Below are 20,678 nucleotides of genomic sequence, written 5' to 3'. Positions count from 1 at the left end.
ACGACTCAACGAGTGATCACGCCATTAGAAACGGTGTCTTAGGCGTAGCGGCGGAGTATCTCGTTGGCCCACTCGACCAGGTCCTCGGGGCGCTGCCCCTTGGGCTGGTGGACCACCCACAGCTCCAGGTTCTCCGGCCGGTTGTCGCGGCGGTTTCCGTTGATGTGATGCACGTTCTCGCCCGGCAGGAGCAGTCGCTTTAGTTCGCGCTCCATGATGAGACGGTGTTCAGGAACTCGTCCTTGATGAGCGCGCGGGTGCTCAGGCTGCCACACCCAGACGTATCCATCGCCGCGCAAGATCGGCTGATGTTTGGGGCGCGCCACGCCGACGTGCGGATCGCCGTGCTTCTCCCACCGTGCATGATGAAGCGTGCAATATCCGTTTGCGAAACTCGGCCGGGAGCAGTCCGTCAAACTGCACGTCCGGTATCGATTTCCGTTCCGAGGGTTCACCGGCCCTAGTTCGCCAGTCTTTGACCAGCGCTGGTAGTGCATCGAGCACCAGCCTCGGGCCACAGGGCCTCGCGAACAGCCATCAACAGAACACTCGACTCCCTGACGTGGCCGCTGTGTCTTCACCTCAGCCAATGGGTCACCGTGCCTGTGCCACCTCTTGTAATGCTTGCGGCACCAGGCCCGAGCGAAGACGCTGTCCTCGCAGTCGGGGATTGAGCAGGTACGATCGGCCACGTCGACTCCAACCAGTCGGCCACGCCCCGGGAGTGTTAGCGCACTCGCCGGGGTCTATCTTGGCCATTTTATCTGGTCAACTCCCCAGTGAAGCCCGGTAGTCGGCGATGGCTGTGACGCCAGCCGGCGCCTGTCTTGCCGCAGGTTTTCGTTCCAGCTCCATACGGGCCCGCCGGCGGTCGCCCTCGGTCGTCAGCAGCGACGACATCACCGAGTTGAGTGCCGCCACCAGTTGCCCGTTCGGGCCTCGCTCCGACAGCAGCACCTGCGACATCACGTGCGCGGCGTACCGGGCGACCGCCCAGTCCGACGGCTCGTAGAAGGCTGCCTGGCCAGACTCCCGCAGGGACAGGTACCAGTCCGCGGCGATCGGATGCCACAGCGGGTCGGGGTCGGGCAGGTCAGGCGTTCCTTCCGGTGATCCCGCAGGGGCTTGGATGAGCGCCGGCCCGTCGTCCTTATTGACTCGACGACGTTCCTCGCTCCTCTTCGGGATGGGTCCACGAGTGCCCACGACGACCTCCAGGGTCAGAGCGCGCCACCGGGGCGCACGGGCAGATGAGGAACCGGCAAACGGGGCGCCACCGGGGCGACCCAACGGTTCCGAGAGCTAGCAGGTGGGGGGCTTGGAAACCCGTAGGCAGGGTCAGGTGCTATACGGTCCCGATCCCTGAAGATCGCCCCGGAGGGATCACCCCCCCCGGGTGATCATGGCCGTCGTGGTCTCGGTCGGTCTCGGTCGTCAGCCGGCTCACGCGTCCAGGCGGGGGTGATCACGTCGTTCGAGTCGGGCTCACGACTGATGATCAGCGTGTTGCCGTCGCCTTCGACTCCTGTCGACGTGATCACTGTCGTGATCGGTGCTGCGACGTCGCACTCGGGACAGCCGACGTGGACCGCGCAGACCGCTGCCACGCTCGCCTCCTGGTCCTGACCGTCACCCATACCGGTAGGCGGTGACGTCCAGTACTTGACCTGCGGCGATAAGGAGGCTCGCGGTGACGGTCACTGTTAGCCCTGCCGCCGTCTGCGTGCCCGACTTGACCTTGGTCTGTGCCTTGCCGATCAGTCCGGCACTGGGTGTGATCTCCACCTGGTACGACGGGCTCGGCATGGGCGTGGTCCAGGTGATGACCTGGTCGTAGCTGGCTCCGAGTGCGATGAGTGGCAGTGTCGGTGTGGCTCGCCTCAGTGTGATCGTTTTGGCTTCGGTTGCTGCGACTCGGGCCGTGAGGCCGGCTGCTGCGGCGGTGGCCTGGTCGGCTTTGTCGCTGGCGGTGGTCGCGGCGGTGGTGGCGTTGACGGCGGCGGTCTTGGCTTCGCTGGCTGTGGTGTTGGCCGCAGCCGCTTTGGTGACGGCGTCCTGGGCGGCGGCCTGCGCCTGTCCGGCTGCGGTTTTCGCTGTGATGGCGTCGGCGCTGGCTTGCCCGGCGGTGGAGTGTGCGGTGGCGGCTGCGGCTTTTGCGCTGGCCGCGTCGACGGCGGCGGAGGCCGCAGTGGTTTTGGCCGCTGCCGCGTCGGTCCCTGCGGTGACGGCGGCGGCTTGCGCTTGGTCGGCTTGGGCGAGGGCCTGTGCGGATGTTGTGCTGGCGGCGGTTGCGGTGGTGCTGGCCTGCTGGGCGAGGGCCGTCGCATCCCTTGCGGCATCGAGTGCAGCGCGGGCTTTGTCGGTGGCGACCTGGGCTTGAATGCCTGCGCTGTCGGCGTCTGCTCGGGCTTCGGTGACGAGTGCTCTGAGTGCGGCGATCTCGACGGACGCCTGGTCGATGAGGGTTTGCAGGCGGGCGTGTTCGATGCCGGCGTTGGCTCGGATGGGTTCGAGTTGGGCGGCGATGTCGGCGAGGGTGGCCATGCGGGTGGCCATTTCGGCGGCGAGTGCTTCCTGCTCGGCTTTCTGTGCGGCGAGACGCTGGGCGACTTCGGCGTTGTCGGCGAGGGCCGCGTTCGCAACGGTGTCGACCATCGCTTTGGTGGCGGCGTCGGGGACTTTGGGGGTGTAGCTGGTGCGCCTCATGTGCGGGTCACCGAGATCTTCGGCGTCCCGGCGGAGATCATTTTGACGACGGTTGGGCCTGCGGTGGGCGGCTCGACCTGCGCGCTGCTGATGGATGCGGGGATGACGCGGGAGGCACGGCCTTCGACTTGGGGGTTGGTGGCGTCGACGGTGAAGTAGATGGGGGCGGCGCCGTCGTGGCTAAGGATTTCGATCTCGGTGACGTCGTCGGGGAAGTGGACGGTGGTGACGGTGCCGGCTTCGAGGGTGATGCCGTGGACGCCCCATTCGTCTGCTTGGACGGTGTAGCTAGGCACGGCGCCTCCCGACGTTGGTGCGGCTGCCGGTGTAGGTGCCGGTGTTGCGGCGGTGGAGGAGTTGGCAGTATCCGCGTGCGCGGGCGCCCATGTAGCGGCTGAGCTGCCGGTTGCAGCGGGTCCAGTCGCCGGGGCTGCCCCAGCGGATCTTGGCGGCGCCTGCTCCGCTGCTCCAGTACCGCCGTAGCGTCTCGGCGTTGCCGCGCCTGCTTCGTGCGCCTCGTCCTCGGCTGGCCACAGGTCTCACTCCTTCTGCGGCGCGGGCTCCTGGTCGGGATTCTGCTGTTCGTCTACCCGCTGGATGCTGGCGCCTTGCCCGCTGGGGATGGCGAGGCAGATGCCGTCCTGGTCGGTGAAGATGGCCCAGCCGTCGGTGACGGTGAGCGTGAGGTGGGGGTCTTCGACGAGGACGTCGTCTTTGTGCTGCTCGCGCGGGTGGATGATCAGATATGCGGGCACGGTCAGACGCCAGGTGTGTGGTCGCCGGGGCAGTCGTTGGTTTGGGCGTCGACTCGGTACGCCTCGGCGAGGTTATCTTCGAGCCCTATCGTCTGGGCGAGTTGCTTCGCCCCGTCGGTGATGCGGGTGACGGTCAGGCTGATCGGCCGGGTGAGGTGGACTTGAGCGACGTGTGCTCGCCTGAGGACGCTCGCGTGGGCGACCTCTTCGGGGTCCTTGCCGGCTGGCACGTTGATGGGATAGCTCAGCACGGGGTCACCTCAATCCGGGGTGTGCCTCGGGCGGCCGTGCCCGCCCGGGCTTCGGGTTGGCGTGCTGAGCAGCGTTGCCTTCACGACTGCTTTTCTGATCATGGCAGGGTCCGCAGACGCCTTGTAGATCCGAAGGCCCGTTCTTGTCGGCCTTGGCCACGATGTGGTCGCAGTGGGTCGAGGGTCTGATCCCGCACAGCACGCACGTCACGTCGCGGGCGAGGATCTCTGCCCGGATGCGTGCCCATCCTCGGGGCAGCCGGCTTTTGCGGTTGGACCCTTCCCAGCCTCCGGGCATTACGCCTCCTCGGGGCTGCGTTCGGTGTCGCTGTTGAGTGCCCATCCGCTGAAGCCAGCGCGCGGTCCGCCTGTGCTGCTGGCGACGGCGGTCTCGTACAGCCGGATGGCGGTTTCTTCGGCCCGTGAGAGTGCGTCGTCGGCGCCGCTGATCTCGACGGTGACTTCGCGGACGCCGTCGGCCAGCTTCACCGTCACGTCAGGCATCGGTGGCGGCATGTTCGGCGGACTCTTGAGTGCCGTTGAGTGCAGCCTCAATGAGGTCTGCGACCGGCCCCCATGTGGGCGTGATGGCGCGAATGCGGGCCACTTCCGCGCGCACCCGGCTGAGCGCCTCATCGCGCTCGGCTTCCGCCTGCTCGGCGCGCTCAATGAGCTCGCGGATGTTGGCGTGCTTACCTCTGATGGCACTCAGCGCGGCACTGTGAAGCTGTCCGTGGGCGAGCCCGATTGCTGCGTGCAGCTCATCACGCTCCTCAGTGAGACGCAGGGTCTCCTCATCATCCTCAAACTCGACTACGCGAAGCAGGGGTTCCGCCTGTCCCCCGATCACGTTGGCGGGGATGTCGATGGTGTCTTCGAAGACGAGGACGGCGCGGGCGCCCAGGCGGGGGGCGAGGTCTCCATCGTTGAGGAGGTCGCGGCGAAGGGCGTCGAACTTGGTCTCGTCGGTCGGGACTTGGTCGATGACAAGAATGAAGGGCGGCCGGTCGTCTCCGGCGCCTTCGGGGAGTTCGAGGATCTGCAGGCGGGCCATCAGCCGGTCACCTCGTTGATGGCGGCCAGCACCTTGCCTGCGAGGGCGGGCACCCATTCCTGGTCGTCGGGGTGGTCGTTCAGCGCGATGTCGACGTCATTGAGGCCGTAGTTGTCGAACGGGAAGTCCCGGATGACGGATTCGATCTTCCGCTGAAGCGGTGAGTTGGTCTGGTGGGCAGCCATGGGCGCGGGCTCCTTTGGTGGGGTTACGGCTTCCAGTGCGGCCCGCGTAGCGCTTCGGGCACGTCGCTGGTGGTGATGGGCGGCGTGAGCCAGTGGGTGAGGCGCGGGCCTGCGTCCGGCTTGCGTTCGGGCGGTTGCGGCCGGTCGAGTCCGGCGAGGATCTCGTCTGTCAGCCCGTGCGCGTGCCCGAGGTCGAGCAGCTCCGGGCAGTCGTTGAGGTTGGTCGTGAGGTCCTGATCGTAGGCTTCGCAGTAGCTGGACTGCGCCCACTCCCGGTGTCGGGCGAGGATGCGGCGGTCCGCCTCGCAGCGGCGCAGCGCGGCGGCTGGGTCGTTGGCGGCGATGTGGCGCTCGGCGTAGCGGTTGTCGACGTCTCCGCTGGCGAGGAGCGCGGTGATGTCGTCGCGGGCCTTCAGCGCGATTCGTTCGAGCGTGTCGGCTTGCTGGGTGATCCAGGTGTGGAGATCCATGGCGCGTTCTATCGGTCTCGCTTGGTCATTGCGACCGGATCACTGATGAAGCGCTCGACGATTTTCCAGATGCCGAATCCAACGACGGCGAGGGGCCATCCTATGGCAGCGGTCATGCCCATAAGGACGGCCATGACCTTAGCGTCGGAGTCGACGGTCTTGCTGCTCTTCGCCTGCTCGTGCCGCAGGAAGAGGGTGGCCGTGATCACCCAGCCGATGAGGCCGATGGCGATGTAGCCGACGACGACCTGCCAGGGCACGTCACCGCCGCGGCCGTGGTGGTTGCTGCGGATCAAGGCAAGTGCTGTGGAATCCATGGCGCGGGCCTTCCGTGGGGCGGGGTCGGTCAGTTGCGGCTTCGGTGCGTGCCGGCCAGCAGACGGACGCCGACGAGGGCCGCCAGAGCGAGGAAGACGGCGATGGCAACGCCGACCGCTAGTTCAGCGAGCTGTCCGGCCGTGGCCCGAGCGTCACGAACGTGAGCGGAATCAGCGAGAGCACGCACCATCCGGCGACGCGGCGGATCACGACGTCTCCTGGACCGCGCCGCCGTCCGCTTTGGGGAAGAACTCGGCCATGAGGTGGCTCCACGCCTTAGCGGCCTTGTCGGCGACCTCGTTGCCGTGCGCCTGCTGCACGTAGGCGGAGATCGCCTCGGCCTGCGAGCGGACATCGGCGGGGACGGCGTTCAGTACGCCCTTTAGGCACGGGTCGCTGGAAGCGTGCTGGTCTTCGTGACCTTGCACGGCGATGATCAGATTCCATGCCCACAAGGGCAGGTCGGGGGAAGCCATTGGCGCGGGCCTTCCAGGTGGGGTCAGAGCGGTGCGCTGGTGGAGCGGTAGAGCGGTTCGTCGGCGAGGTGTGGGGCGAGGATCGCCATCGCCTTCTCGGCAGGTGTGGGAGGCCTGTCGGGTGCGAGGAAGCCGAGCGGTTCGCCGGTGCCGTAGCCGAAGATGAAGCGGTCATCGAGGGCGTTCATGAACCGATCGAAGGCTTCGCGTGTGTCCTGTTGGGCGGCGGCGATGTCGGCGGGACGTGCGGGGATAAGCCCTGTCATGGCGCCTCCCTTCAGCTTGCGAGCGCCCGCCGGATGCCCTCTTCGAGCGTGACGGTCGGCTGGTACACGTCGAGCATCCGTTTCGGGTCGCACACCCGGTGGTGCACGCCCTGCGGCGCCGTCGGCAGGTGTTTGAGCTCGGGCCGGTATCCGGCTTCGGCGGTGACGAGCCCGGCGAGTTCGTCGAAGCTCGTCGCCCGACCCCATCCGATGTTGAGCGGGCCGGTCGCGTCCTGGTCGACGGCTGCGAGGGTGGCGCCCACGAGATCGTCGATGTGGACCCAATCCCGGGTCGAGCTGCCGTCGCCCCAGATCTCGAACGGATCCTGCCGCTCGCGGGCCCGGCGGATGAACGCGGGGAACGGGTACGCCTCGTCCTGGTCGGCGCCGTAGCCGGAGAACGGGCGCAAGACGTGCACGCGGCAGCCTTCGGCTTCGGCGTACTGGGCGAGCTGCTCGCCGGCGAGCTTCACGAGCCCATACGTCGCGTCGGGCTGGCCGGGCTGCTCGTAGTCGATGTCCGTCTCGACGAGCCGGCGGACCGGACCGGGCTGCTGGAGTGCGACCGGATATGCCGCAGACGAGCTGAAGAACACGGCGCGCGGGGTGCCAGTGCGGACCAGCCACCGGAAGTACCAGGAGTCGAGGGCGAGGTTCGTGGCGACGCCGAGCGGGCTGCCGTCGATGCTGGCCCGGCCGCCGACGACCGCCGCCGCGTGGATCGCAAGGTCGTAGGCACCGTCGTCGTAGCGGAAGAAGTCGAGGGCATCTGAGTGGTGCCGTTCGTAGTCGACGCCCAGAACGTTCCAGCCTCGGTCTTCCATCGCTGACTGGAGGTGGCGTCCGACGAACCCTCGGTTTCCCGTGAGGAGTACGTGCATCAGCCAGCCACCTTCACTGCCCGGTAGACACCCCACGGCAGCCCGCTGTCGACGGGTTCGAGTCCGATCCGCGCGCAGGCGTCGGCCTGCTGCTGCGGGGACCAGGTGGTGACGCCGATCCACGAGTCGGCCTCGCCGGGTGTCTCGGAGACGGGCCAGTCGAGGACGAGTACGCCGCCGAGCTTCGTCGCGGCACGCAGCCGGCCGATGATGTGCAGGCAGTCCGCGTAGCTGTGGTGGATGAGGACGGCGAGCGCGTACACGGCGTCCATGCGGCGGCGGCCGAGATGCCCGACGATGCCGTCGGCAGTGGTGTGGGCGATCGTCACGTCGGGGGCGCGTTCGGTGAGCCGGTCAAGCATCCGCTGTGAGCTGTCGACGGCCGTCACCTCGTAGCCGAGGGCTCCCATCGGGATGGCGACGCGGCCGTCCCCGCAGCCGAAGTCCATGACTTTCGCCCCGTCGGGGATGACGGTGGCGACCATGTCGGCCTGTGCGCGGCCGGACTCCCAGTAGGCATCCTCGGAGACGCGACGCAGCGGGTGGATCGCCTCCGGGTCGGCCTGGTCCCAGGCGGTGATGACGTCGGCAGCGGTCACGACGCCTCCAGTCTGCTTGCCAGCCAGCGCCGGACGGTCTGGTTGTGGCGGGCGTCCGCGAGGGCGTTGTGCTCGCCGGACTCTTGCTCGGGCAGGTCGTCCCAGGCGAGTCCCTGGCGACTGGCTTCCTGCTGGATGTCGTGGGTGAACATCGGCACACCCTCGGGCAGGTCGATCATGCGGCCCCAGAGCTGGGCGAGGCAGACGTGGTCGTAGGCTCCGTAGTTCGCCCAGAGCTGCACGTCAGGTCCGGCAGCTCGGATGAACTCCATGACCTCGTCGGCGATCCGTTTGTGCGGCTTCACGGCTGGGTCGGAGTAGTTGAAGAACCACGACTTCGGCATGTGCAGGTTCCAGTCGCCGTGCGCCTTGGGCAGGTTGGGAATGACGTTCTCCATCAACCACTTCTGCTTGCGGATGCGGCGACGGAACTTCCATCCGGCCAGTCCGCGACCGGCGAGGCGGGCGCTGACGGCGTAGTACTCGCGGCCGTCGTCGCAGACCATGCCGATGGAGATCAGCTCGATGGTGCGGCCGTCCTCCAGGAACTCCAAGTCGTAGTCGATGACGCTCACGTTGCCTCCTCGACGAGCGCCCGCAGCTTGACCAGGTCGGCTTCGAGGGCGCCGTTGTCGCGGTAGTCGATGTAGGCGGCGCCGTCGGTCGCGGCCCGCGCGGGGCTGTTGCAGTCCTCGTAGACCGCATCCATCTGCGCCTTCTGAGCTGCAGGATGCAGGTGCTCGATGACCATGTCGTCGAGGTAGGTGATGCGGCCCATGCCGCGACCCCAGTCCAGCCACACCAGATCCGCGCACAAGTGCACGAGGCAGTCCGGCACCATCCAACCAAGCGTCTCGACGATGTCGGAGGTCATCGCCACGGCGGTCGCCATGGCCTCGCCCTGAAGCAGGTCGTTGCCGTAGACGATGCCGGGCCCGCCGGACAGGCACTCCCGAATCCGGGCGTCCCACGGCATCGCGGCCGGGCGGGGCCTGTGGTCGTCGCCCATGAACGCGAGGAACCGGTAGGCCGACGCGTTTTTCACGGCGGCCTGGTTCAGCGTGCCGCAGAGCCGCTTCCGCGCCCAGAACACGAACCGCACCCGCGCGTCGCCGGCGAGCGCCTTCGCGTGCTGCTTGTACCCGGCGAGTTCGGGGTCGTCCTTGTCGACGCAGAACAGGACGTCGGCGGTGGCCCCTGTGTCGTCCCAGGCCCGCATGATCTCCGGGACTGCGCCGGGCCGGCCCCGGGTGGGGATGATGACGAGGAGGTCGTCCATGGCGCGGGCCTCACCCTTCGACGTAATGGCGGAACAGGTCAGGCATGGCCGGCGCTTGTTGATCAGGCGCCGACGGCGACCGCGTAAATGAGGGACTGTGTGGTACTGAGCGCGCCGGCGGCGAGGCTGGATGGGAGATCACTCTGGCCGGTGATAACCGAGCAGAGTTGCGGGCTGATCGAGTTCTCACCCGCAGTGGCGGCGAGACAACCTGTGAGCGTGGGCGCCGTGGCACCGGTCACGACCATGACACCGATCGCATAGCGCTGTCCGGCCACGACCTGCTGTGGTGCGGCGAGGGTCCGGCTGTAGGTGGTGAGGGCCGCGGCCAGTAGCGTCGTGTCGGAGGTGATAGCCGACATGAGGGTGAGTGCGCCGGCCGAGTCGACCGAGTACAGGCCCGCCCGGACCAGCGTCGGGGTGGCCCCGGCCGCCGTGGATCCGCTGTTGATGCGCAGTGCGGTGACGGTGGCGGTACGGCGCGCCGTGAAGTAGCCGAGGCGCAGCGTGCCCGATGACATGGCGATGCTGGCGCTGTTGTTGGCGGCCCACCTGGGGATGGTTTCCTGCCCGTCGTCTACGCGTCCGTCAGTCCAGGCGTCGAGGACGGCCGGCAGCAGGCTGCTGTTGCGGGCGCCTTCTACGGTGTTGCCGTAGATGAGTGCGCCGCTGATCCGCACGGGATGCACGCCGCGGTTGGTGTAGGGGGTGGTCCGCTTGTCGATGATCGTGTTGCTGCGGATCGTGCACGCCGTGAGGGTCGAGGGGTGGGAGCACAGGATGCCGATGTTCTGCGATGTGAATGAGCTTGTGATGACGGAGCCGTCGGAGAAGGTGGCGGTGCCCGTGTCTTGGATCAGGTTGTCCTCGACAACGCACGCTGTCGCCCCGTCGATCGAGATGCCCGCACGGGGGGCGGCATAGATCGTATTGTTCGCCACGCGCAGCCCATAAGCGACCGAGGTGCCGGGCGCGGCCGGGGTGGTGCTGTTGCCGCGGATCATGATGCCGTACACAAATTCGTCAGTCGGGGCGCTGCTGTCGCCGCGCACCCACTGCTTGTCGATCATGTTGCCGGTGACGGTGCCGTTCCTCGGCGAGTCCATCAGCAGGATGCCCGCCTGGCCGATGTTCTTGATCGTGTTGCCGGTGCAGGCGAAGTCGACGGGCCCGGTGTAGCCGACGTAGCCGGACAGCCAGATCCCGTGATACGCCGCCCCCTCCACCGAGTTCCCCACGCATACGACGGACTGGTTGCCGCGGGAGAGGGACAGGCCGTTGTCCGCCGACCACATCGACCGGCAGCCGATGACCCGGACGTTTTCGCAGAAGATCCAGCCCGCGTCCTGCGTGTTGTAGAACAGGCAGTTCTCGGTGAGGACGGTGCCGCGCACCCCGGAGATCCGGATCGGCAGGCTCGTCGTGTTCCGCACGGTGACGTTCTGGATCGTGACGTCGCGGATGACCGGTGCGCCCGCCTGCGTCGGGTCGAGGTCGCCGGTGATCCAGAGGCCCATCGTCGTACCCGGGCCGCTGTTGGTGCGCGTGCGCTTTGGCGCGGTGGGCACCTCGTTCACGGGGCCCTCGATGGTGAAGTCCCTGAAGGCGATGTTGCTGACGGGCGTCCCGTCCGAGGCGATGGCGAAGTTACTGCTGGTGTTCTTCAGCTTCGAGTAGCCCGGGATGCCCTCAAGGGTGACGCCGGTACGGGGATGGACCCCGGACCCAGACAGCGCATGCCGCCCGAGCCGCACTGTGCCACCACCGGCCGCCGAGCAGGCTTCGATACACGCCTGGACGGCCGCAGTGTCGTCAGCCGTATAGTCGCCGACCGCGCCATACGCCTCGGGATGCCAGCGACCAGTGAGCGGGTTGCGTCCCTGGCCGTCGACCGTGGCCGCTGCGCCCAAGTTTGCTCGGGCCTCGGCCGCGTCGGCGATATCGGAGAGGTTGTTGCCTGCTTCGACGAGGCCGGTCACTGCTCCGGTCCGCCCGTTGACGGACCACACGATGCCCACATCGGCCTGCACGGTGATCGACTGGAGGGGACTCGATCCCGAATCGAGGGTCGCACCCTGCACACGGATCTTCATCGGGTCACCTCCAAACTGACCGGCACCGCGCCTTGCAGCAGCCGCACCACGATCGACCCGTGAACCATCTCCAGATCCCAGCGCCCGTTGCGGGTCAGGGTCTGCGTCACCGCTGCGGGGATCGACAACCGAATGGCCCCGCCCATGACCGTCAGATAAGGGGTGAGGTCGAGTAGCAGCTCAGCGTTAGCTGAGGTGTCCGTGCGGATCTGGGCTCGCGCGGACCAGCCCTCCCAGGTGAATGCCGGGTCGTCGACACTGCAGTCAAAGACCTGCGCGAACGTGGCACCTTGCTCGATACGAAGATTCCAGCGGCCTGCCGCCAACCCCGCCACCTCCTCCGGGATCGTGTCGGAGGGGAGAGTGGCGGAAAGTTCCGCCTCTGCGGCGAGTGCGGCGGCAGCGTGAACGGACAAGGCCAAGATGGCGCCGAGACTCGCGTCGGCTGTCAGTTGCGCGCCCCCGTGTGCTGTAGCTGTAGCACCCGCGGTCAGGCCGAACTGCCCTGTCAGGGCTGCGGCTCCGGTCCATACTGCGCCGTCGGACAAGGTGTTGACGTTGTCGTATTCGGCGTAGTCGGTGGTGCCGGCGTCGCGATAGCAGAAGAGGTCGACGGCGCAGGTGTCGACGGCCGCGGTGACCCAGGCGGGAGTGGCGAGGGCACGCCGGTTCGTCCAGACGGATCCGTCCGGCGACGTGTCCCAGTAGACGTTGGTGCCGTCTTCGCGGAGGCGGAGCCATAGGTGCGCGACCGGATCGTAGGTGACCTCGGTGGCGGCCCCGTCGAAGTAGTCGACGTTCGACTGCATGCGTAGGTGGCCGGTGACCGCGTTGATTTTGAAACCGACCCCGGTGCCCGCAACCGGCGCTGTGATCATGAAGTGCAGGCCGACGTCTGTGCCGCCCGAAGCCGCGGGAAGGGTGGGGGTTTTCAGGTAGATGCCGGCACCGGCGAGCGTCCAGGCCCGGCCGGTTTGGTAGCCGGCGTACTGCCCGGCGACGAGTGGGACCCGTGCCCGGCCGCCGGTCTCGGAGACGCCGCCGTAGGAGTCGCCCCAATTCGGGCCGATGATGTTGTCGTTGAAGTTGTCCTGGAGGGCCGTCAAAAGAGGCACGACGCCTCCCTACTGGATTGTCAGCGTCAGAGACCCTGCGGTCAGCCGCAACTCGTCGCCCGCGGCGACGGTGCGGGATGCGGACAGCGGCCCGTACCAGAGCCGCACCGGCGTACCCGCCGAGTCCCATACTTCGACGCCGACGACGGTCGTTGCGGGCATGCCCGTCCAGACGAGATCCGCGCTGTTGGAGGTTGCTCCCGCGACGGCTGCGGCGACGGACAGGTTCTGCCGGGCGTAGGAGCCGCCGGTCACCTCCGTGCCCGCGTTGGCGTCGTCGCCGTTCGCAGTGACGAGGGCGACCTTGAGTGGGGTGGTGGGCCGGGTGGGGCTGCCGACGCCGAGCACCCAGTCGAGGGTGAGGTTTTCGGCAGTGTTGGAGAGGTTGTCCGGCACGCGACCTCCTTCGGTGGGGCGCCGCGGGCGCTGGCGGGGTTCCGCCGCCCGGCTGGGGGCACGGGCGGCGGACGGACGGGGGTTGGTCCGCCCGGCCCCCCACAGGACCGGGCGGACGGTTGGGCCGAGCGCGTGGCGCTACGAGGCCCGCCCTGCGACGACCAGACGCAGGGAGTCAGGCGGCGAGTAAGCCGTGGTCGATGATCGGTGGGGTTTCGGCGGGGGTGATGAGTTCGCGGGTGTCGTTGTCGCGGGTGGCGGCGGGGAGTTCGGTGAGGTCGTAGAGGACGCCGTTGCGTCGCCGGCCGTTGTCGCGGTGCCGGGTGAGTCTGCCTTCGGCTGCCCACCTGCGGATGGTGGCGGGTGGCCGTCCGGTCCAGTAGGCGGCGAGGTCCTCGGTGACGATCTGCAGGGGCATGCGTTCACCCCCGGAGTACGCGAAAAGGGCCGCACGGTGGCGGCCCTCCAGACACAGCGAGATCGATTGGAGCAGACGATACGCTCGGACCTGATCAGATAGCAACCCCTCTTGCTGAAACGGCATCACGGGGCGCCACGGTGATGCGCTCTCCGTCCCAGAGCAGAGTGTCGTCGACGCCTGCCACGACGACCGGCTCGTCGCCGCGCTGGAGAGTCATACCGCCCATTCCGGCGACTGCACGGTAACCGTGCTGCTGGCACCAGCGCTGCGTGACGTCGATCAGCAGGCTCAAGGTGATGGTGAGCCGCGTCGGGTTGGCGGCGGCCCGATTGCAGGCCATGCGGCGGAACAGGGCTGCCGTGTCCCGCATGGCCCACCGGCTCCGCTGTGGCGTTCGGAAGCGGTCGGCTTCCTTCTCGTAGGTGTCGGCCAAGTCAAGCAACGTCCCGCTCACGCCGCCACCCCTTCTCGCTGCTGCCGAGCCTGCTTTTCGAGTACAGCTTCCTGCGCGGCCCGCAGGTTGCGCCACTCCCCCAGCCCGTCCCAGCGTGCCCCGCAGCCTGCGCAGTGGACGCGGTGGGAGTTGGTGGTGGCGGTGAGCGCGGTCCCGCACCAGCGGTCGCCGACGACGACCGGGCAGATGCCTATGCCGACGCGGCCGGGACGCTTCTCCCCGGAGGCCAACGCCGCGCACTCGCCGTGCAGGCGCCGAAGGTCGTCGATGTCCTGCCCGACTTCCTCGTAGCTGGAGCAGGCCCACAGCAGGTTGTTGGCGAGGAACGCGGCGTGCTGCGGCACTGCTTCGGCGGGGCTACCGCGCCACGGGGCGACCGTCCAGCCGAGTACCTTCCGCCAGGCATCCTCGATCGCTGATAGTCGGGCGGCTATCCCGCCGGGTCCGACGAGGGCGAGGACTTCGAGGCGGGGCGGCACCGGAGGCGTCTTTGACCCGGACGTGGCGCCGCCGGGTCGCCGGGCGCCGCGCATCAGCATCGCCGTGGTGTCGAGCCGGCGGAACAGGCCAGGGAGTTCGGTGATCCGCTTGGTCGTCGCGTCCTCGCACGGTCGGCAGGCCCAGCGGCCGGCTTCGGCCACCCACAGGCGCCGGGTGCAGCGGGGGGTCACGCAGACGGGCCAGTCATAGCCGTCGAGGTCAGTGGTGGGGTGGTCGTGCACGGCGGGCTCCTCGTGACGCGGGAAGCGGGGGCGCAATGAGCCAATGGTGCACCATGGGGTCGACAATCCCGGGCCAATGGCCTACCGGGGCATGCGTGAGGGCCCGTATCGGACGGCGATACGGGCCCTCGGCAGGGTGGTCAGTCGTCTGCTTCGGCTCCGCAGCGACGGCATTCGCCGCCTTCCCCGACGGGCGGGAAGTCGTGTTCGGGGTACGCCTCGCCGCCATCGATGCAGTCGTCTTCCAGCGGGAAGTACTGGTGTTTGCCTCCCCCGATGGGGGGCTGGTAGTTGCTGTAGTTGCTCATCGCCTCGCCTCTCCGATCTCGATGACTTCCAGCAGCTTGTCGGTGGGCAGGTCGTCGAGGAAGCGGGCGTCTCCGTAGGCGGCGTGTTTGGCGTCGGCGGCTTCGTCGGCGGTGGTGGCGGTGAAGGCGACCCAGGCGGCGGTGCACCAGGGTTCGTCGCCGTTGGGGCCGACGGGGAAGTGGTGCATGGTTCCGTGGTCGAAGCACCAGGCGAAGCGGATCTGCCGCATCTCCAGCCCTCACTTCTCGGCGTTGAAGTAGGCCGTCAGCCGGGAGGCGACCTTCTCCGGCACCTCGCCGTCCAGGAGGGCGCCCGGGGCGGTGGTGAAGCACTTCGCGACTTCCAGAACCTCTGGGACGGAGACTCCGAGGTCGCTGGCCAGGCTCTCGATGTTGTGGGAGTCGCTGTTGCTCATGGTGTCCTCACTTCTCGTTGGCGCGGTCAGTGGCTTCGCGCTCCCGGCGGGCACGCTGTCGGGCGGTGCAGTTGTGCGCAGGCAGGGTCTCCAGCGTCCTCGTGTGGACCATCGTTCCGCAGTCAGCGCACGGGATGCGGCCGGTTCGCTCCCAGTCCCGTTCCTCCTGCTTGTCGGCCTCCAGCCGTCGCTGCTTTTCCTCGTACTCCTCGCGGGTCATGTGGTCCTCACTTCTCGGCGGTCCGGAGCGTTGTCAGGGCCGCGCGGGCGTAGTCGGCAGGCGTCGCACCCGGCCCGTGAACCCGCGACATCGCCGACAGGATCTGCAGGTACAGCGGGTCCGTGTCGGCCGGGTCCTCCAGCAGATCGAACGCTGAGCTACGGAGCCGGGTGAGTGCGGCGCGGGTCTTCCGTCCTGCCTGTCCTCCGTGGTCGTGTTCGACGACCAGTTCGGCGTGGGTTTTGCTGATGCTGGTGACGCGGAGGCGCCGGTCACGGTCGATCATGTCGGGGGCTCGGTCCCTGTACAACTGGCCCTCGGCTACAGCAATGGCGGTGGTCATGGTCGTGCTCCTCACTTCTCGGTGGTGCGTGCGGCGCGCTGCCGGGCGGTGCAGCCGTGGGCCGGCAGGGTCTCCAGCGTCGTCGTGCGGACGACGGTGCCGCAGTCGGAGCACGGGATGAGGCCGGTACGCTCCCACTCCCGTTCCTCCTGCTGGTCGGCTTCGGTGCGGAGGGCGGCGGCCTTCTCCAGCCACATCCGCTCGTCGTCGGTGCGCGGTCCGGCCGTGGCCGGAGGTACCCGGTTCTCCAGTTCGTCGGCGCGGACCCGGAGTTCGGCGGGGGTGGTCATGATCAGTCCTCGTTTCGGCTGGTGGGGCTGTGGGTGATGCCGATGCGGGTGGCGGTGGCTTTGGTGAAGCCGTAGCTGAATCCGCCGGCGGACGCTTCGATCCCGGCGCCGGTCACGGCGGTGATCGTGTAGTCGCGGGTCCGGTTCTTCGGGAGGCCGGCGCGCTCGAAGCGGACGACGTCGCCCTCCTGGAAGCGCTGGCCGTTGATCTCCAGCATGGTCAGTGCCCTCACTTCTCGGTGACGCGGTCGGCGGCTTGGGTGGATGCCAGGATCTTGTCAGCGACCTCATCGGCCATGGCCGTGCCAGTCGCTCCCGGCATCAGCCCGGCGAACATCTCCTGCGCCGTGGCGCGGGCTCGCTCGCGGGCGGTCTCGTACCAGGCGTCGATGGCCTCGATGACGCGTCGCGTGGCCAGGTCCGCGTAGGCGGCCGGGACTTCGTTCTCGATGACTTCGGTGACGCGCTGCTGAAGCGTGCCCGTCATGCCGGGGATCGTCTCGGCGGGCGTGTCGGTGGGAATCTGGGCTTCAGGGTCGGGGCCGTAGGTGGCGCCGTCGTCGTAGATGCCGGTCATGGTCGGTGTCCTCACTGCTCGGCGTGTTCGGCGGCGGCCACGATGGCGGCCGGATCAAGGGTGGGACCGGGGTTCGGGCCCTGGTAGTTCCCGCCGCAGGAGCAGTGCTGGCCCTCATAGATGTAGCAGTAGACGAGGTGCGGGCCGTCCGGCAGGCGGTTGCCGTTCGCGATGACCTGGTGGGGCAGGAAGTTCATGGTCGGTGTCCTCGCTTCTCGATGGTCAGGTCAGGCGGCTTGTTGATCTGCGGCGCCGACGGCGGCCTCGCATCCTCGGCATTCGGTGACGGCCCCGAGCGTGTATCCGCTGGCGAGCCGGCCGGTTTTCCCGCAGGCCGCCTCCAGCAGGTCCCACCAGCGTTGGTCGACTGGCCGGCGGATGCGGTGCCTGGTGCGGCCGTTGACGAAACGGACGCCCGTGATCGGGTAGGCGTCGGCAGGCGACGGGGCGGGGGCGCTCACGGCTGGTCTCCGGCGGCAGGCGTGTAGTCGTGGAGCCGCACGGCCTGCCCCGAAGGGCAGCGGTGGCAGAATCCGGTGCCGCGCTGCTCCCGGTACCAGTCGCGGTGAACGTCGCCGGGATGCCCGCAGTGGGTGCAGGGCGTGGTGCACGTCCGGGGGGTGCAGCCGTCGCGGACCGAGTCGTGGAGCTGACCGCCGCAGGTGGCGCAGCCGGCGTCCGGGGCTGGCTTGTCGTTGGGCGGGGCGGTCACAGGGATCCTCACGTCTCGGTGGTGTGGGCGGCACTGTAGGCGGCGTCGTCCCATGGGGCGTGTGCAGGTTCGGACCCGACCGCCAGCCTGACTTCCCGGTCGATCTGCTGCCGGTCGAGACGTCCGTGGCCGAGAGCGGCGAGGGTGTCGAGTGCCGCCTTGAAGTCGGTGGCCAGCCCTACCGGCTGGCCGGTGGCGTCGTACAGCCGGAGGTTGCCGCGGCGGGCGGGGAGTGGGATGGATCCGACGCAGGCGGCGGTGACGGCATGCTGGCCGGCGAACAGCCACATGCGCTGCTGGCCTGTGTGGTCGGTGCCGGTGGCGAGGGTGTGGCCGGCTGGGGCGTTGTCGGTGTCGCCGTGCCAGTCGATGCGGTTGGCGGCGGGGAAGTGCTCGGCCACGTCAGTCCTCCTCTCGGTTCCAGTACAGCCGGTCGTACAGGGCGGCTTCGGCGGGGGTTTCGTCCCAGTCCTGCCGGGCCTCGACGGGCGACTCGGGGGCCGGGTCGGGCGGGGAGGTCACGACGGCTCCTCGGGGATCTCGTCGGCGGTGACGGTTTCGAAGTGCCACCACCGGCCGCCCTCCCACTGCATGACCTTGGCGGTGTCGGCGGGACTGTCGGCGCCGAGTGCGGCGCGGATCAGGGCGTATGCCTTGGCCTCACTGGTGTGCTCGGACTCGGCACGAACGTCCGGGCCAGTGAGGATCACCCGCCACGGCTTCCGGGGCTTGGCGGTCACCGGGAACTCCTTCGGGTTGCGTTCGGTAGGTCGACCCATCCGATGATGAGCCCCGGATTGTGGGCGGCGAGCACACGGTTCGCCGCCGCGATGCGGGCTTCGAGCCGCTGCCGGGCTTCCGCGTACTGGGGGCCACGGCAGGCGGCGTACAGGCGGGCCGCCTCCGCACCCTCCCCCACCGCCCGCTGCACGACGGCGGGGAACTGCCGGGCGGTCAGCAGGGACACGGCGGGCGGGACCGGGACCCGCACGGACGGCCGGACGATCACTGCGGGTCCTCGGCGACACGCGCGGCGTTCAGCATGTCCGCCTCGGCCTGCGGGGTGCCACCGCCGTTGACGAGAAGGTAGATCGCTGCCTCCTCCTGCACGGTCGCGACGCGGGCGGTCGCCAGGGTGAGGTGAGCGCGGTTCGCGAAGTGCCGCTGCCGGGGCAGGGTGATCCCGCTCCAGCGGACGTAGGGCCCGTCTCCGGTGTCCTCGGTCCGCTCAACGTGCTCGGTCTCGAACCACGACGCCGGGACGGCCAAGTCGTTGCCGAACCACGCGCGGGCGGCGCTGATCCGCTGCTTTCCGTCGATGCAGGAGTAGACCGGCTCGTCGCGTTCGGTCGGGTCGTATCCGTTCGCTGCTGCCCATTCCGGCGTGGAGCGATCGTTGAAGATGACCACCCCGGTGGGGGTGCCGGTGAGCCACGACCGAATCAATGCGACCTGCTGGTCTTCCGTCCAGACCTTGCCGCGCTGGTAGGGCGGCGTGAGGTCGAGGCCGAACGACTCGGTGAACGAACGGACGACCTCACGGGCTTGGCGGTCGGCCGTGTTCAAGCTCAGGTGCTGCAGCGGGGCGGCGGTCTGGCGAGTCATGACGGTCTCCTCAGGCGGCCTGCGTGTATGCGGCCTGGTAGAAGGCGGGCTGGGCGAGGTGGGCGGTCCGCTTGTACGTGACCAGCCCGATGTAGAGCGCCAAGTCGAAGGGGCTGTATACGGCTACGTGCACCCAGCGGCCGGTCGTGCGGTGCCGCACCCAGCAGCGGGTGGGCTCAGTCCCGGTCGCGACCCGGTACGCGTTGGCGACGTGCCGGCCGTACCAGGACTGGTAGCCGTCCTTCAGATCGCCGGCGCCGAGCCGGTCGAGTATGTCGCCCGTCCTCACGAGCCGGCCGGCTTCGAGGGCGACGATGATCTGCCCGCTCAACGCCCGGTACAGCAGGGCCCTCGACGTGGCGTGGGCGGCCCGGACGGTACGGCTACGGACGGCTGCGTTCATGCGATTCCCCCTGGATGCGTGCGTGCGGTGGATCGGCGGGCCCGGCCGGTGAAGGCCGGGCCCTGTTGGGTCAGGTGGCGAGCCGGGAGGCCAGGGCGCGCAGGTCGCCCATGGTCAGGCCAGTTCGGACGCCGTCGCCGTAGATGCCGTTCGTCGCCTCGACCATCAGGCGGCTGTCCGGCTCATCGGCGTACACCTTCAGCACATGCGCCAGCGCCTCGGTCGCGTTCGCGGGAGCTTCGCCGTACTGCTCCATCGCCTCGTGGCGGATGCGGTCCATGTGACGGGACATTCGAGCCTCCTCGCGCCTCCGCGAACGCAACTGACTAGCGATCATTTGTAGCGGTGGCGACACCTCAGACACTATCCCTGAGGCATAGGCACCGCAAGCCTGTTGCGATACATTGGTGCCGTGAATTCGACCCCGCCCGCCGAGCCACCCTCCCTGGAGGACATCGCCGCAGCCGGCACCCGCCGCCAGCGCGACGCAGACCGCCTCAAAAAGTCCAGCGACGACCTGAAAACCCTCGTCCTCGCAGCCTTGCGTGAAGGTCACCTGAAGCCGACCGAGGTCACCAAAGCATCCGGCTGGACTGGTGCACACGTGCGGAAGATGGCTCGGGACGCGGGCATCGAGCCCGACGAGCGCTACCGCGAGCGAGCCGAACGGCTGAAGAAGTCCCAGAGCACCGGCGCCGCCGGGTGACCCCGGATCAGGCCGCGATGGTCGACTTCCTGCGACAGCAGTACGCCGACGGCATCGACCGGGCCCGCAGCATCGGCAACATGCTGATCACCGAAGGCGCGTCCCGGCTCGGCATCCCTGCGGGCAACGCGGAGGAGCAGGCCCGCGATGACCTACGCGCCGCCGAGACCCGCGCCCGCTTCTTCGACGAGACCGTGGTCCCCTATCTGGGCACGGCCGGGCCGACGGGCAGGATCGCCGACATCCAGTTGCGGCTGCTCGCCGACGAGCACCGTGGCGCGCCCGACTACCGCGAGGAGTGGCGGCCGTAGCCGATCCCCGGCTTCCCGCCCGACTCCGTACCCGCCTCCGCAGTGAAGGCCCCGGCCGATGACGGCCGGGGCCTCGGCGTTACCGGCCGGCCAGACCACCGGCGGTGATCGTTCCGACGGGCATGGCCACTCGATCAGTCAGCGTCGGTGACAGTGACGTCGACGATGTGGCCGACCTGGAAGGGTAAATCCTCGTAGGCGCGAGCGGCCTCCTCGGTGCTGACTGTGGTCTCGGTGACGTCTCCGTCGGACTCCGTGATGGCGATCTTCTTCATGGTGTGCTCCGTCCCAGGTGGGATTGTCGATGACGTGCTGAAGGAAGGGCCGTGCGGGGCGCGCTTGTCGG

44 protein-coding genes are annotated in these 20,678 nt (G+C 68.5%); 2 read left to right on the top strand and 42 right to left on the bottom strand.

What is annotated here, in order from left to right; all coding sequences use genetic code 11:
* Positions 1–38 precede the first annotated feature (38 nt).
* The 41 genes from ABEB00_RS33815 to ABEB00_RS33615 all read right to left on the bottom strand — a co-directional run bounded on the left by ABEB00_RS33815 (position 39) and on the right by ABEB00_RS33615 (position 19,607).
* Entirely contained in the window at positions 39–215 is a 177-nt protein-coding gene (locus ABEB00_RS33815; RefSeq protein ID WP_345624535.1) for an HNH endonuclease, read from the bottom strand.
* 553 nt (positions 216–768) lie between these two features.
* Positions 769–1,206 (bottom strand): phage terminase small subunit, encoded by a 438-nt coding sequence (locus ABEB00_RS33810; protein WP_345624534.1) that lies wholly within the window; start codon positions 1,204–1,206, stop codon positions 769–771.
* Positions 1,207–1,629: 423 nt separating this feature from the next.
* Positions 1,630–2,706 carry a hypothetical protein gene (locus ABEB00_RS33805; RefSeq protein WP_345624533.1) on the bottom strand — a complete coding sequence of 359 codons (1,077 nt, stop codon included), beginning with the start codon at positions 2,704–2,706 and terminating at the stop codon, positions 1,630–1,632.
* The gene (locus tag ABEB00_RS33800; RefSeq protein ID WP_345624532.1) at positions 2,703–3,002 is read right to left on the bottom strand and encodes a hypothetical protein; all 300 of its coding nucleotides are present in this window, start codon (positions 3,000–3,002) and stop codon (positions 2,703–2,705) included. The genes ABEB00_RS33805 and ABEB00_RS33800 overlap by 4 nt, the downstream gene beginning before the upstream one ends.
* Entirely contained in the window at positions 2,995–3,240 is a 246-nt protein-coding gene (locus tag ABEB00_RS33795; RefSeq protein WP_345624531.1) for a hypothetical protein, read from the bottom strand. Before ABEB00_RS33795 ends, ABEB00_RS33800 begins: the two co-directional genes overlap by 8 nt.
* A gap of 5 nt (positions 3,241–3,245) precedes the next feature.
* Complete coding sequence (locus ABEB00_RS33790; protein ID WP_345624530.1) at positions 3,246–3,461, bottom strand: hypothetical protein; 216 nt, start codon at positions 3,459–3,461, stop codon at positions 3,246–3,248.
* 2 nt (positions 3,462–3,463) lie between these two features.
* The gene (locus ABEB00_RS33785) at positions 3,464–3,712 is read right to left on the bottom strand and encodes a hypothetical protein (RefSeq protein WP_345624529.1); all 249 of its coding nucleotides are present in this window, start codon (positions 3,710–3,712) and stop codon (positions 3,464–3,466) included.
* Between the two features lie 297 nt (positions 3,713–4,009).
* Positions 4,010–4,216, bottom strand: coding sequence for a hypothetical protein (locus ABEB00_RS33780; protein ID WP_345624528.1), 207 nt, complete (start codon positions 4,214–4,216; stop codon positions 4,010–4,012).
* Complete coding sequence (locus tag ABEB00_RS33775) at positions 4,209–4,766, bottom strand: hypothetical protein (RefSeq protein ID WP_345624527.1); 558 nt, start codon at positions 4,764–4,766, stop codon at positions 4,209–4,211. The genes ABEB00_RS33780 and ABEB00_RS33775 overlap by 8 nt, the downstream gene beginning before the upstream one ends.
* Positions 4,766–4,951 (bottom strand): hypothetical protein, encoded by a 186-nt coding sequence (locus tag ABEB00_RS33770; protein WP_345624526.1) that lies wholly within the window; start codon positions 4,949–4,951, stop codon positions 4,766–4,768. The genes ABEB00_RS33775 and ABEB00_RS33770 overlap by 1 nt, the downstream gene beginning before the upstream one ends.
* Positions 4,952–4,974: 23 nt before the next feature.
* Positions 4,975–5,421 carry a DUF6221 family protein gene (locus ABEB00_RS33765; RefSeq protein WP_345624525.1) on the bottom strand — a complete coding sequence of 149 codons (447 nt, stop codon included), beginning with the start codon at positions 5,419–5,421 and terminating at the stop codon, positions 4,975–4,977.
* An 8-nt stretch (positions 5,422–5,429) separates the two neighbouring features.
* Entirely contained in the window at positions 5,430–5,738 is a 309-nt protein-coding gene (locus ABEB00_RS33760; RefSeq protein WP_345624524.1) for a hypothetical protein, read from the bottom strand.
* 207 nt (positions 5,739–5,945) lie between these two features.
* Positions 5,946–6,167 (bottom strand): hypothetical protein, encoded by a 222-nt coding sequence (locus ABEB00_RS33755; RefSeq protein ID WP_345624523.1) that lies wholly within the window; start codon positions 6,165–6,167, stop codon positions 5,946–5,948.
* A gap of 71 nt (positions 6,168–6,238) precedes the next feature.
* Positions 6,239–6,403 carry a hypothetical protein gene (locus tag ABEB00_RS33750; RefSeq protein ID WP_345624522.1) on the bottom strand — a complete coding sequence of 55 codons (165 nt, stop codon included), beginning with the start codon at positions 6,401–6,403 and terminating at the stop codon, positions 6,239–6,241.
* 89 nt (positions 6,404–6,492) lie between these two features.
* Positions 6,493–7,362, bottom strand: a complete 870-nt coding sequence (locus ABEB00_RS33745; RefSeq protein WP_345624521.1) for an NAD-dependent epimerase/dehydratase family protein — start codon at positions 7,360–7,362, stop codon at positions 6,493–6,495.
* The gene (locus ABEB00_RS33740; protein WP_345624520.1) at positions 7,362–7,961 is read right to left on the bottom strand and encodes a class I SAM-dependent methyltransferase; all 600 of its coding nucleotides are present in this window, start codon (positions 7,959–7,961) and stop codon (positions 7,362–7,364) included. Before ABEB00_RS33740 ends, ABEB00_RS33745 begins: the two co-directional genes overlap by 1 nt.
* Complete coding sequence (locus tag ABEB00_RS33735; protein ID WP_345624519.1) at positions 7,958–8,536, bottom strand: 3'-5' exoribonuclease domain-containing protein; 579 nt, start codon at positions 8,534–8,536, stop codon at positions 7,958–7,960. The genes ABEB00_RS33740 and ABEB00_RS33735 overlap by 4 nt, the downstream gene beginning before the upstream one ends.
* The gene (locus tag ABEB00_RS33730) at positions 8,533–9,240 is read right to left on the bottom strand and encodes a hypothetical protein (RefSeq protein WP_345624518.1); all 708 of its coding nucleotides are present in this window, start codon (positions 9,238–9,240) and stop codon (positions 8,533–8,535) included. The genes ABEB00_RS33735 and ABEB00_RS33730 overlap by 4 nt, the downstream gene beginning before the upstream one ends.
* 62 nt (positions 9,241–9,302) lie before the next feature.
* Positions 9,303–11,333, bottom strand: a complete 2,031-nt coding sequence (locus ABEB00_RS33725) for a right-handed parallel beta-helix repeat-containing protein (protein WP_345624517.1) — start codon at positions 11,331–11,333, stop codon at positions 9,303–9,305.
* The gene (locus ABEB00_RS33720) at positions 11,330–12,448 is read right to left on the bottom strand and encodes a hypothetical protein (RefSeq protein WP_345624516.1); all 1,119 of its coding nucleotides are present in this window, start codon (positions 12,446–12,448) and stop codon (positions 11,330–11,332) included. Before ABEB00_RS33720 ends, ABEB00_RS33725 begins: the two co-directional genes overlap by 4 nt.
* Before the next feature lie 9 nt (positions 12,449–12,457).
* The gene (locus tag ABEB00_RS33715) at positions 12,458–12,844 is read right to left on the bottom strand and encodes a phage tail fiber protein (RefSeq protein WP_345624515.1); all 387 of its coding nucleotides are present in this window, start codon (positions 12,842–12,844) and stop codon (positions 12,458–12,460) included.
* A gap of 175 nt (positions 12,845–13,019) precedes the next feature.
* Positions 13,020–13,262 carry a DNA-binding protein gene (locus ABEB00_RS33710; protein ID WP_345624514.1) on the bottom strand — a complete coding sequence of 81 codons (243 nt, stop codon included), beginning with the start codon at positions 13,260–13,262 and terminating at the stop codon, positions 13,020–13,022.
* Positions 13,263–13,356: 94 nt separating this feature from the next.
* Positions 13,357–13,698: a hypothetical protein gene (locus tag ABEB00_RS33705; protein WP_345624513.1), complete on the bottom strand. Its 342-nt coding sequence runs from the start codon at positions 13,696–13,698 to the stop codon at positions 13,357–13,359.
* A 17-nt stretch (positions 13,699–13,715) separates the two neighbouring features.
* Entirely contained in the window at positions 13,716–14,441 is a 726-nt protein-coding gene (locus ABEB00_RS33700) for a hypothetical protein (RefSeq protein ID WP_345624512.1), read from the bottom strand.
* A gap of 140 nt (positions 14,442–14,581) precedes the next feature.
* Positions 14,582–14,749: a hypothetical protein gene (locus ABEB00_RS33695; protein WP_345624511.1), complete on the bottom strand. Its 168-nt coding sequence runs from the start codon at positions 14,747–14,749 to the stop codon at positions 14,582–14,584.
* A complete protein-coding gene (locus ABEB00_RS33690; RefSeq protein ID WP_345624510.1) occupies positions 14,746–14,979 on the bottom strand; it encodes a hypothetical protein in 234 nt (77 codons plus the stop codon). The genes ABEB00_RS33695 and ABEB00_RS33690 overlap by 4 nt, the downstream gene beginning before the upstream one ends.
* A 9-nt stretch (positions 14,980–14,988) precedes the next feature.
* Positions 14,989–15,165 (bottom strand): hypothetical protein, encoded by a 177-nt coding sequence (locus ABEB00_RS33685; RefSeq protein ID WP_345624509.1) that lies wholly within the window; start codon positions 15,163–15,165, stop codon positions 14,989–14,991.
* A 7-nt stretch (positions 15,166–15,172) separates the two neighbouring features.
* Positions 15,173–15,385: a hypothetical protein gene (locus ABEB00_RS33680; protein WP_345624508.1), complete on the bottom strand. Its 213-nt coding sequence runs from the start codon at positions 15,383–15,385 to the stop codon at positions 15,173–15,175.
* Positions 15,386–15,392: 7 nt separating this feature from the next.
* Positions 15,393–15,728, bottom strand: a complete 336-nt coding sequence (locus ABEB00_RS33675) for a DUF6354 family protein (RefSeq protein WP_345624507.1) — start codon at positions 15,726–15,728, stop codon at positions 15,393–15,395.
* Between the two features lie 11 nt (positions 15,729–15,739).
* Positions 15,740–16,018 (bottom strand): hypothetical protein, encoded by a 279-nt coding sequence (locus tag ABEB00_RS33670; protein ID WP_345624506.1) that lies wholly within the window; start codon positions 16,016–16,018, stop codon positions 15,740–15,742.
* Positions 16,019–16,020: 2 nt separating this feature from the next.
* Complete coding sequence (locus ABEB00_RS33665; protein WP_345624505.1) at positions 16,021–16,236, bottom strand: hypothetical protein; 216 nt, start codon at positions 16,234–16,236, stop codon at positions 16,021–16,023.
* A gap of 11 nt (positions 16,237–16,247) precedes the next feature.
* On the bottom strand, positions 16,248–16,595 hold the full coding sequence (locus tag ABEB00_RS33660) for a hypothetical protein (RefSeq protein ID WP_345624504.1): 348 nt from the start codon (positions 16,593–16,595) through the stop codon (positions 16,248–16,250).
* An 11-nt stretch (positions 16,596–16,606) separates the two neighbouring features.
* The gene (locus tag ABEB00_RS33655) at positions 16,607–16,792 is read right to left on the bottom strand and encodes a hypothetical protein (protein WP_345624503.1); all 186 of its coding nucleotides are present in this window, start codon (positions 16,790–16,792) and stop codon (positions 16,607–16,609) included.
* A 30-nt stretch (positions 16,793–16,822) separates the two neighbouring features.
* Entirely contained in the window at positions 16,823–17,056 is a 234-nt protein-coding gene (locus tag ABEB00_RS33650; RefSeq protein ID WP_345624502.1) for a hypothetical protein, read from the bottom strand.
* Entirely contained in the window at positions 17,053–17,319 is a 267-nt protein-coding gene (locus ABEB00_RS33645) for a hypothetical protein (protein WP_345624501.1), read from the bottom strand. The genes ABEB00_RS33650 and ABEB00_RS33645 overlap by 4 nt, the downstream gene beginning before the upstream one ends.
* Positions 17,316–17,708, bottom strand: coding sequence for a hypothetical protein (locus tag ABEB00_RS33640; protein ID WP_345624500.1), 393 nt, complete (start codon positions 17,706–17,708; stop codon positions 17,316–17,318). Before ABEB00_RS33640 ends, ABEB00_RS33645 begins: the two co-directional genes overlap by 4 nt.
* 117 nt (positions 17,709–17,825) lie before the next feature.
* On the bottom strand, positions 17,826–18,047 hold the full coding sequence (locus ABEB00_RS33635) for a hypothetical protein (RefSeq protein WP_345624499.1): 222 nt from the start codon (positions 18,045–18,047) through the stop codon (positions 17,826–17,828).
* Positions 18,044–18,316: a hypothetical protein gene (locus ABEB00_RS33630; protein ID WP_345624498.1), complete on the bottom strand. Its 273-nt coding sequence runs from the start codon at positions 18,314–18,316 to the stop codon at positions 18,044–18,046. Before ABEB00_RS33630 ends, ABEB00_RS33635 begins: the two co-directional genes overlap by 4 nt.
* Positions 18,313–18,912 (bottom strand): DUF262 domain-containing protein, encoded by a 600-nt coding sequence (locus ABEB00_RS33625; RefSeq protein WP_345624497.1) that lies wholly within the window; start codon positions 18,910–18,912, stop codon positions 18,313–18,315. Before ABEB00_RS33625 ends, ABEB00_RS33630 begins: the two co-directional genes overlap by 4 nt.
* Before the next feature lie 10 nt (positions 18,913–18,922).
* Positions 18,923–19,315 carry a hypothetical protein gene (locus tag ABEB00_RS33620; RefSeq protein ID WP_345624496.1) on the bottom strand — a complete coding sequence of 131 codons (393 nt, stop codon included), beginning with the start codon at positions 19,313–19,315 and terminating at the stop codon, positions 18,923–18,925.
* Between the two features lie 70 nt (positions 19,316–19,385).
* Positions 19,386–19,607, bottom strand: coding sequence for a hypothetical protein (locus ABEB00_RS33615; RefSeq protein WP_345624495.1), 222 nt, complete (start codon positions 19,605–19,607; stop codon positions 19,386–19,388).
* Between the two features lie 120 nt (positions 19,608–19,727).
* Here ABEB00_RS33615 and ABEB00_RS33610 point away from each other — a divergent pair, with 120 nt between their 5' ends.
* Positions 19,728–20,021 carry a hypothetical protein gene (locus ABEB00_RS33610; RefSeq protein ID WP_345624494.1) on the top strand — a complete coding sequence of 98 codons (294 nt, stop codon included), beginning with the start codon at positions 19,728–19,730 and terminating at the stop codon, positions 20,019–20,021.
* On the top strand, positions 20,018–20,332 hold the full coding sequence (locus ABEB00_RS33605; RefSeq protein WP_345624493.1) for a hypothetical protein: 315 nt from the start codon (positions 20,018–20,020) through the stop codon (positions 20,330–20,332). Before ABEB00_RS33610 ends, ABEB00_RS33605 begins: the two co-directional genes overlap by 4 nt.
* Positions 20,333–20,466: 134 nt before the next feature.
* Here the strand turns inward: ABEB00_RS33605 and ABEB00_RS33600 are convergent, their stop codons facing one another.
* Entirely contained in the window at positions 20,467–20,607 is a 141-nt protein-coding gene (locus ABEB00_RS33600; RefSeq protein WP_345624492.1) for a hypothetical protein, read from the bottom strand.
* Positions 20,608–20,678: the final 71 nt, after the last annotated feature.

The sequence above is a fragment of the Streptomyces ziwulingensis genome, from assembly GCF_039542605.1.
Classification (GTDB): domain Bacteria; phylum Actinomycetota; class Actinomycetes; order Streptomycetales; family Streptomycetaceae; genus Streptomyces; species Streptomyces ziwulingensis.
This window is presented reverse-complemented; position numbering and strand designations above follow the sequence as displayed.

Bases quoted from the DNA above. Each gene is read 5' to 3' on its own strand.
- ABEB00_RS33770 (WP_345624526.1), bottom strand. From the start codon at position 4,951: ATGGCTGCCCACCAGACCAACTCACCGCTTCAGCGGAAGATCGAATCC.
- ABEB00_RS33620 (WP_345624496.1), bottom strand. From the start codon at position 19,315: ATGAACGCAGCCGTCCGTAGCCGTACCGTCCGGGCCGCCCACGCCACG.
- ABEB00_RS33600 (WP_345624492.1), bottom strand. From the start codon at position 20,607: ATGAAGAAGATCGCCATCACGGAGTCCGACGGAGACGTCACCGAGACC.
- ABEB00_RS33670 (WP_345624506.1), bottom strand. From the start codon at position 16,018: ATGACCACCCCCGCCGAACTCCGGGTCCGCGCCGACGAACTGGAGAAC.
- ABEB00_RS33690 (WP_345624510.1), bottom strand. From the start codon at position 14,979: ATGCGGCAGATCCGCTTCGCCTGGTGCTTCGACCACGGAACCATGCAC.
- ABEB00_RS33815 (WP_345624535.1), bottom strand. From the start codon at position 215: ATGGAGCGCGAACTAAAGCGACTGCTCCTGCCGGGCGAGAACGTGCAT.
- ABEB00_RS33780 (WP_345624528.1), bottom strand. From the start codon at position 4,216: ATGCCTGACGTGACGGTGAAGCTGGCCGACGGCGTCCGCGAAGTCACC.
- ABEB00_RS33615 (WP_345624495.1), bottom strand. From the start codon at position 19,607: ATGTCCCGTCACATGGACCGCATCCGCCACGAGGCGATGGAGCAGTAC.
- ABEB00_RS33775 (WP_345624527.1), bottom strand. From the start codon at position 4,766: ATGGCCCGCCTGCAGATCCTCGAACTCCCCGAAGGCGCCGGAGACGAC.
- ABEB00_RS33685 (WP_345624509.1), bottom strand. From the start codon at position 15,165: ATGAGCAACAGCGACTCCCACAACATCGAGAGCCTGGCCAGCGACCTC.
- ABEB00_RS33730 (WP_345624518.1), bottom strand. From the start codon at position 9,240: ATGGACGACCTCCTCGTCATCATCCCCACCCGGGGCCGGCCCGGCGCA.
- ABEB00_RS33710 (WP_345624514.1), bottom strand. From the start codon at position 13,262: ATGCCCCTGCAGATCGTCACCGAGGACCTCGCCGCCTACTGGACCGGA.
- ABEB00_RS33725 (WP_345624517.1), bottom strand. From the start codon at position 11,333: ATGAAGATCCGTGTGCAGGGTGCGACCCTCGATTCGGGATCGAGTCCC.
- ABEB00_RS33665 (WP_345624505.1), bottom strand. From the start codon at position 16,236: ATGCTGGAGATCAACGGCCAGCGCTTCCAGGAGGGCGACGTCGTCCGC.
- ABEB00_RS33750 (WP_345624522.1), bottom strand. From the start codon at position 6,403: ATGAACGCCCTCGATGACCGCTTCATCTTCGGCTACGGCACCGGCGAA.
- ABEB00_RS33660 (WP_345624504.1), bottom strand. From the start codon at position 16,595: ATGACCGGCATCTACGACGACGGCGCCACCTACGGCCCCGACCCTGAA.
- ABEB00_RS33675 (WP_345624507.1), bottom strand. From the start codon at position 15,728: ATGACCACCGCCATTGCTGTAGCCGAGGGCCAGTTGTACAGGGACCGA.
- ABEB00_RS33760 (WP_345624524.1), bottom strand. From the start codon at position 5,738: ATGGATTCCACAGCACTTGCCTTGATCCGCAGCAACCACCACGGCCGC.
- ABEB00_RS33695 (WP_345624511.1), bottom strand. From the start codon at position 14,749: ATGAGCAACTACAGCAACTACCAGCCCCCCATCGGGGGAGGCAAACAC.
- ABEB00_RS33680 (WP_345624508.1), bottom strand. From the start codon at position 15,385: ATGACCCGCGAGGAGTACGAGGAAAAGCAGCGACGGCTGGAGGCCGAC.
- ABEB00_RS33655 (WP_345624503.1), bottom strand. From the start codon at position 16,792: ATGAACTTCCTGCCCCACCAGGTCATCGCGAACGGCAACCGCCTGCCG.
- ABEB00_RS33745 (WP_345624521.1), bottom strand. From the start codon at position 7,362: ATGCACGTACTCCTCACGGGAAACCGAGGGTTCGTCGGACGCCACCTC.
- ABEB00_RS33625 (WP_345624497.1), bottom strand. From the start codon at position 18,912: ATGACTCGCCAGACCGCCGCCCCGCTGCAGCACCTGAGCTTGAACACG.
- ABEB00_RS33805 (WP_345624533.1), bottom strand. From the start codon at position 2,706: ATGAGGCGCACCAGCTACACCCCCAAAGTCCCCGACGCCGCCACCAAA.
- ABEB00_RS33765 (WP_345624525.1), bottom strand. From the start codon at position 5,421: ATGGATCTCCACACCTGGATCACCCAGCAAGCCGACACGCTCGAACGA.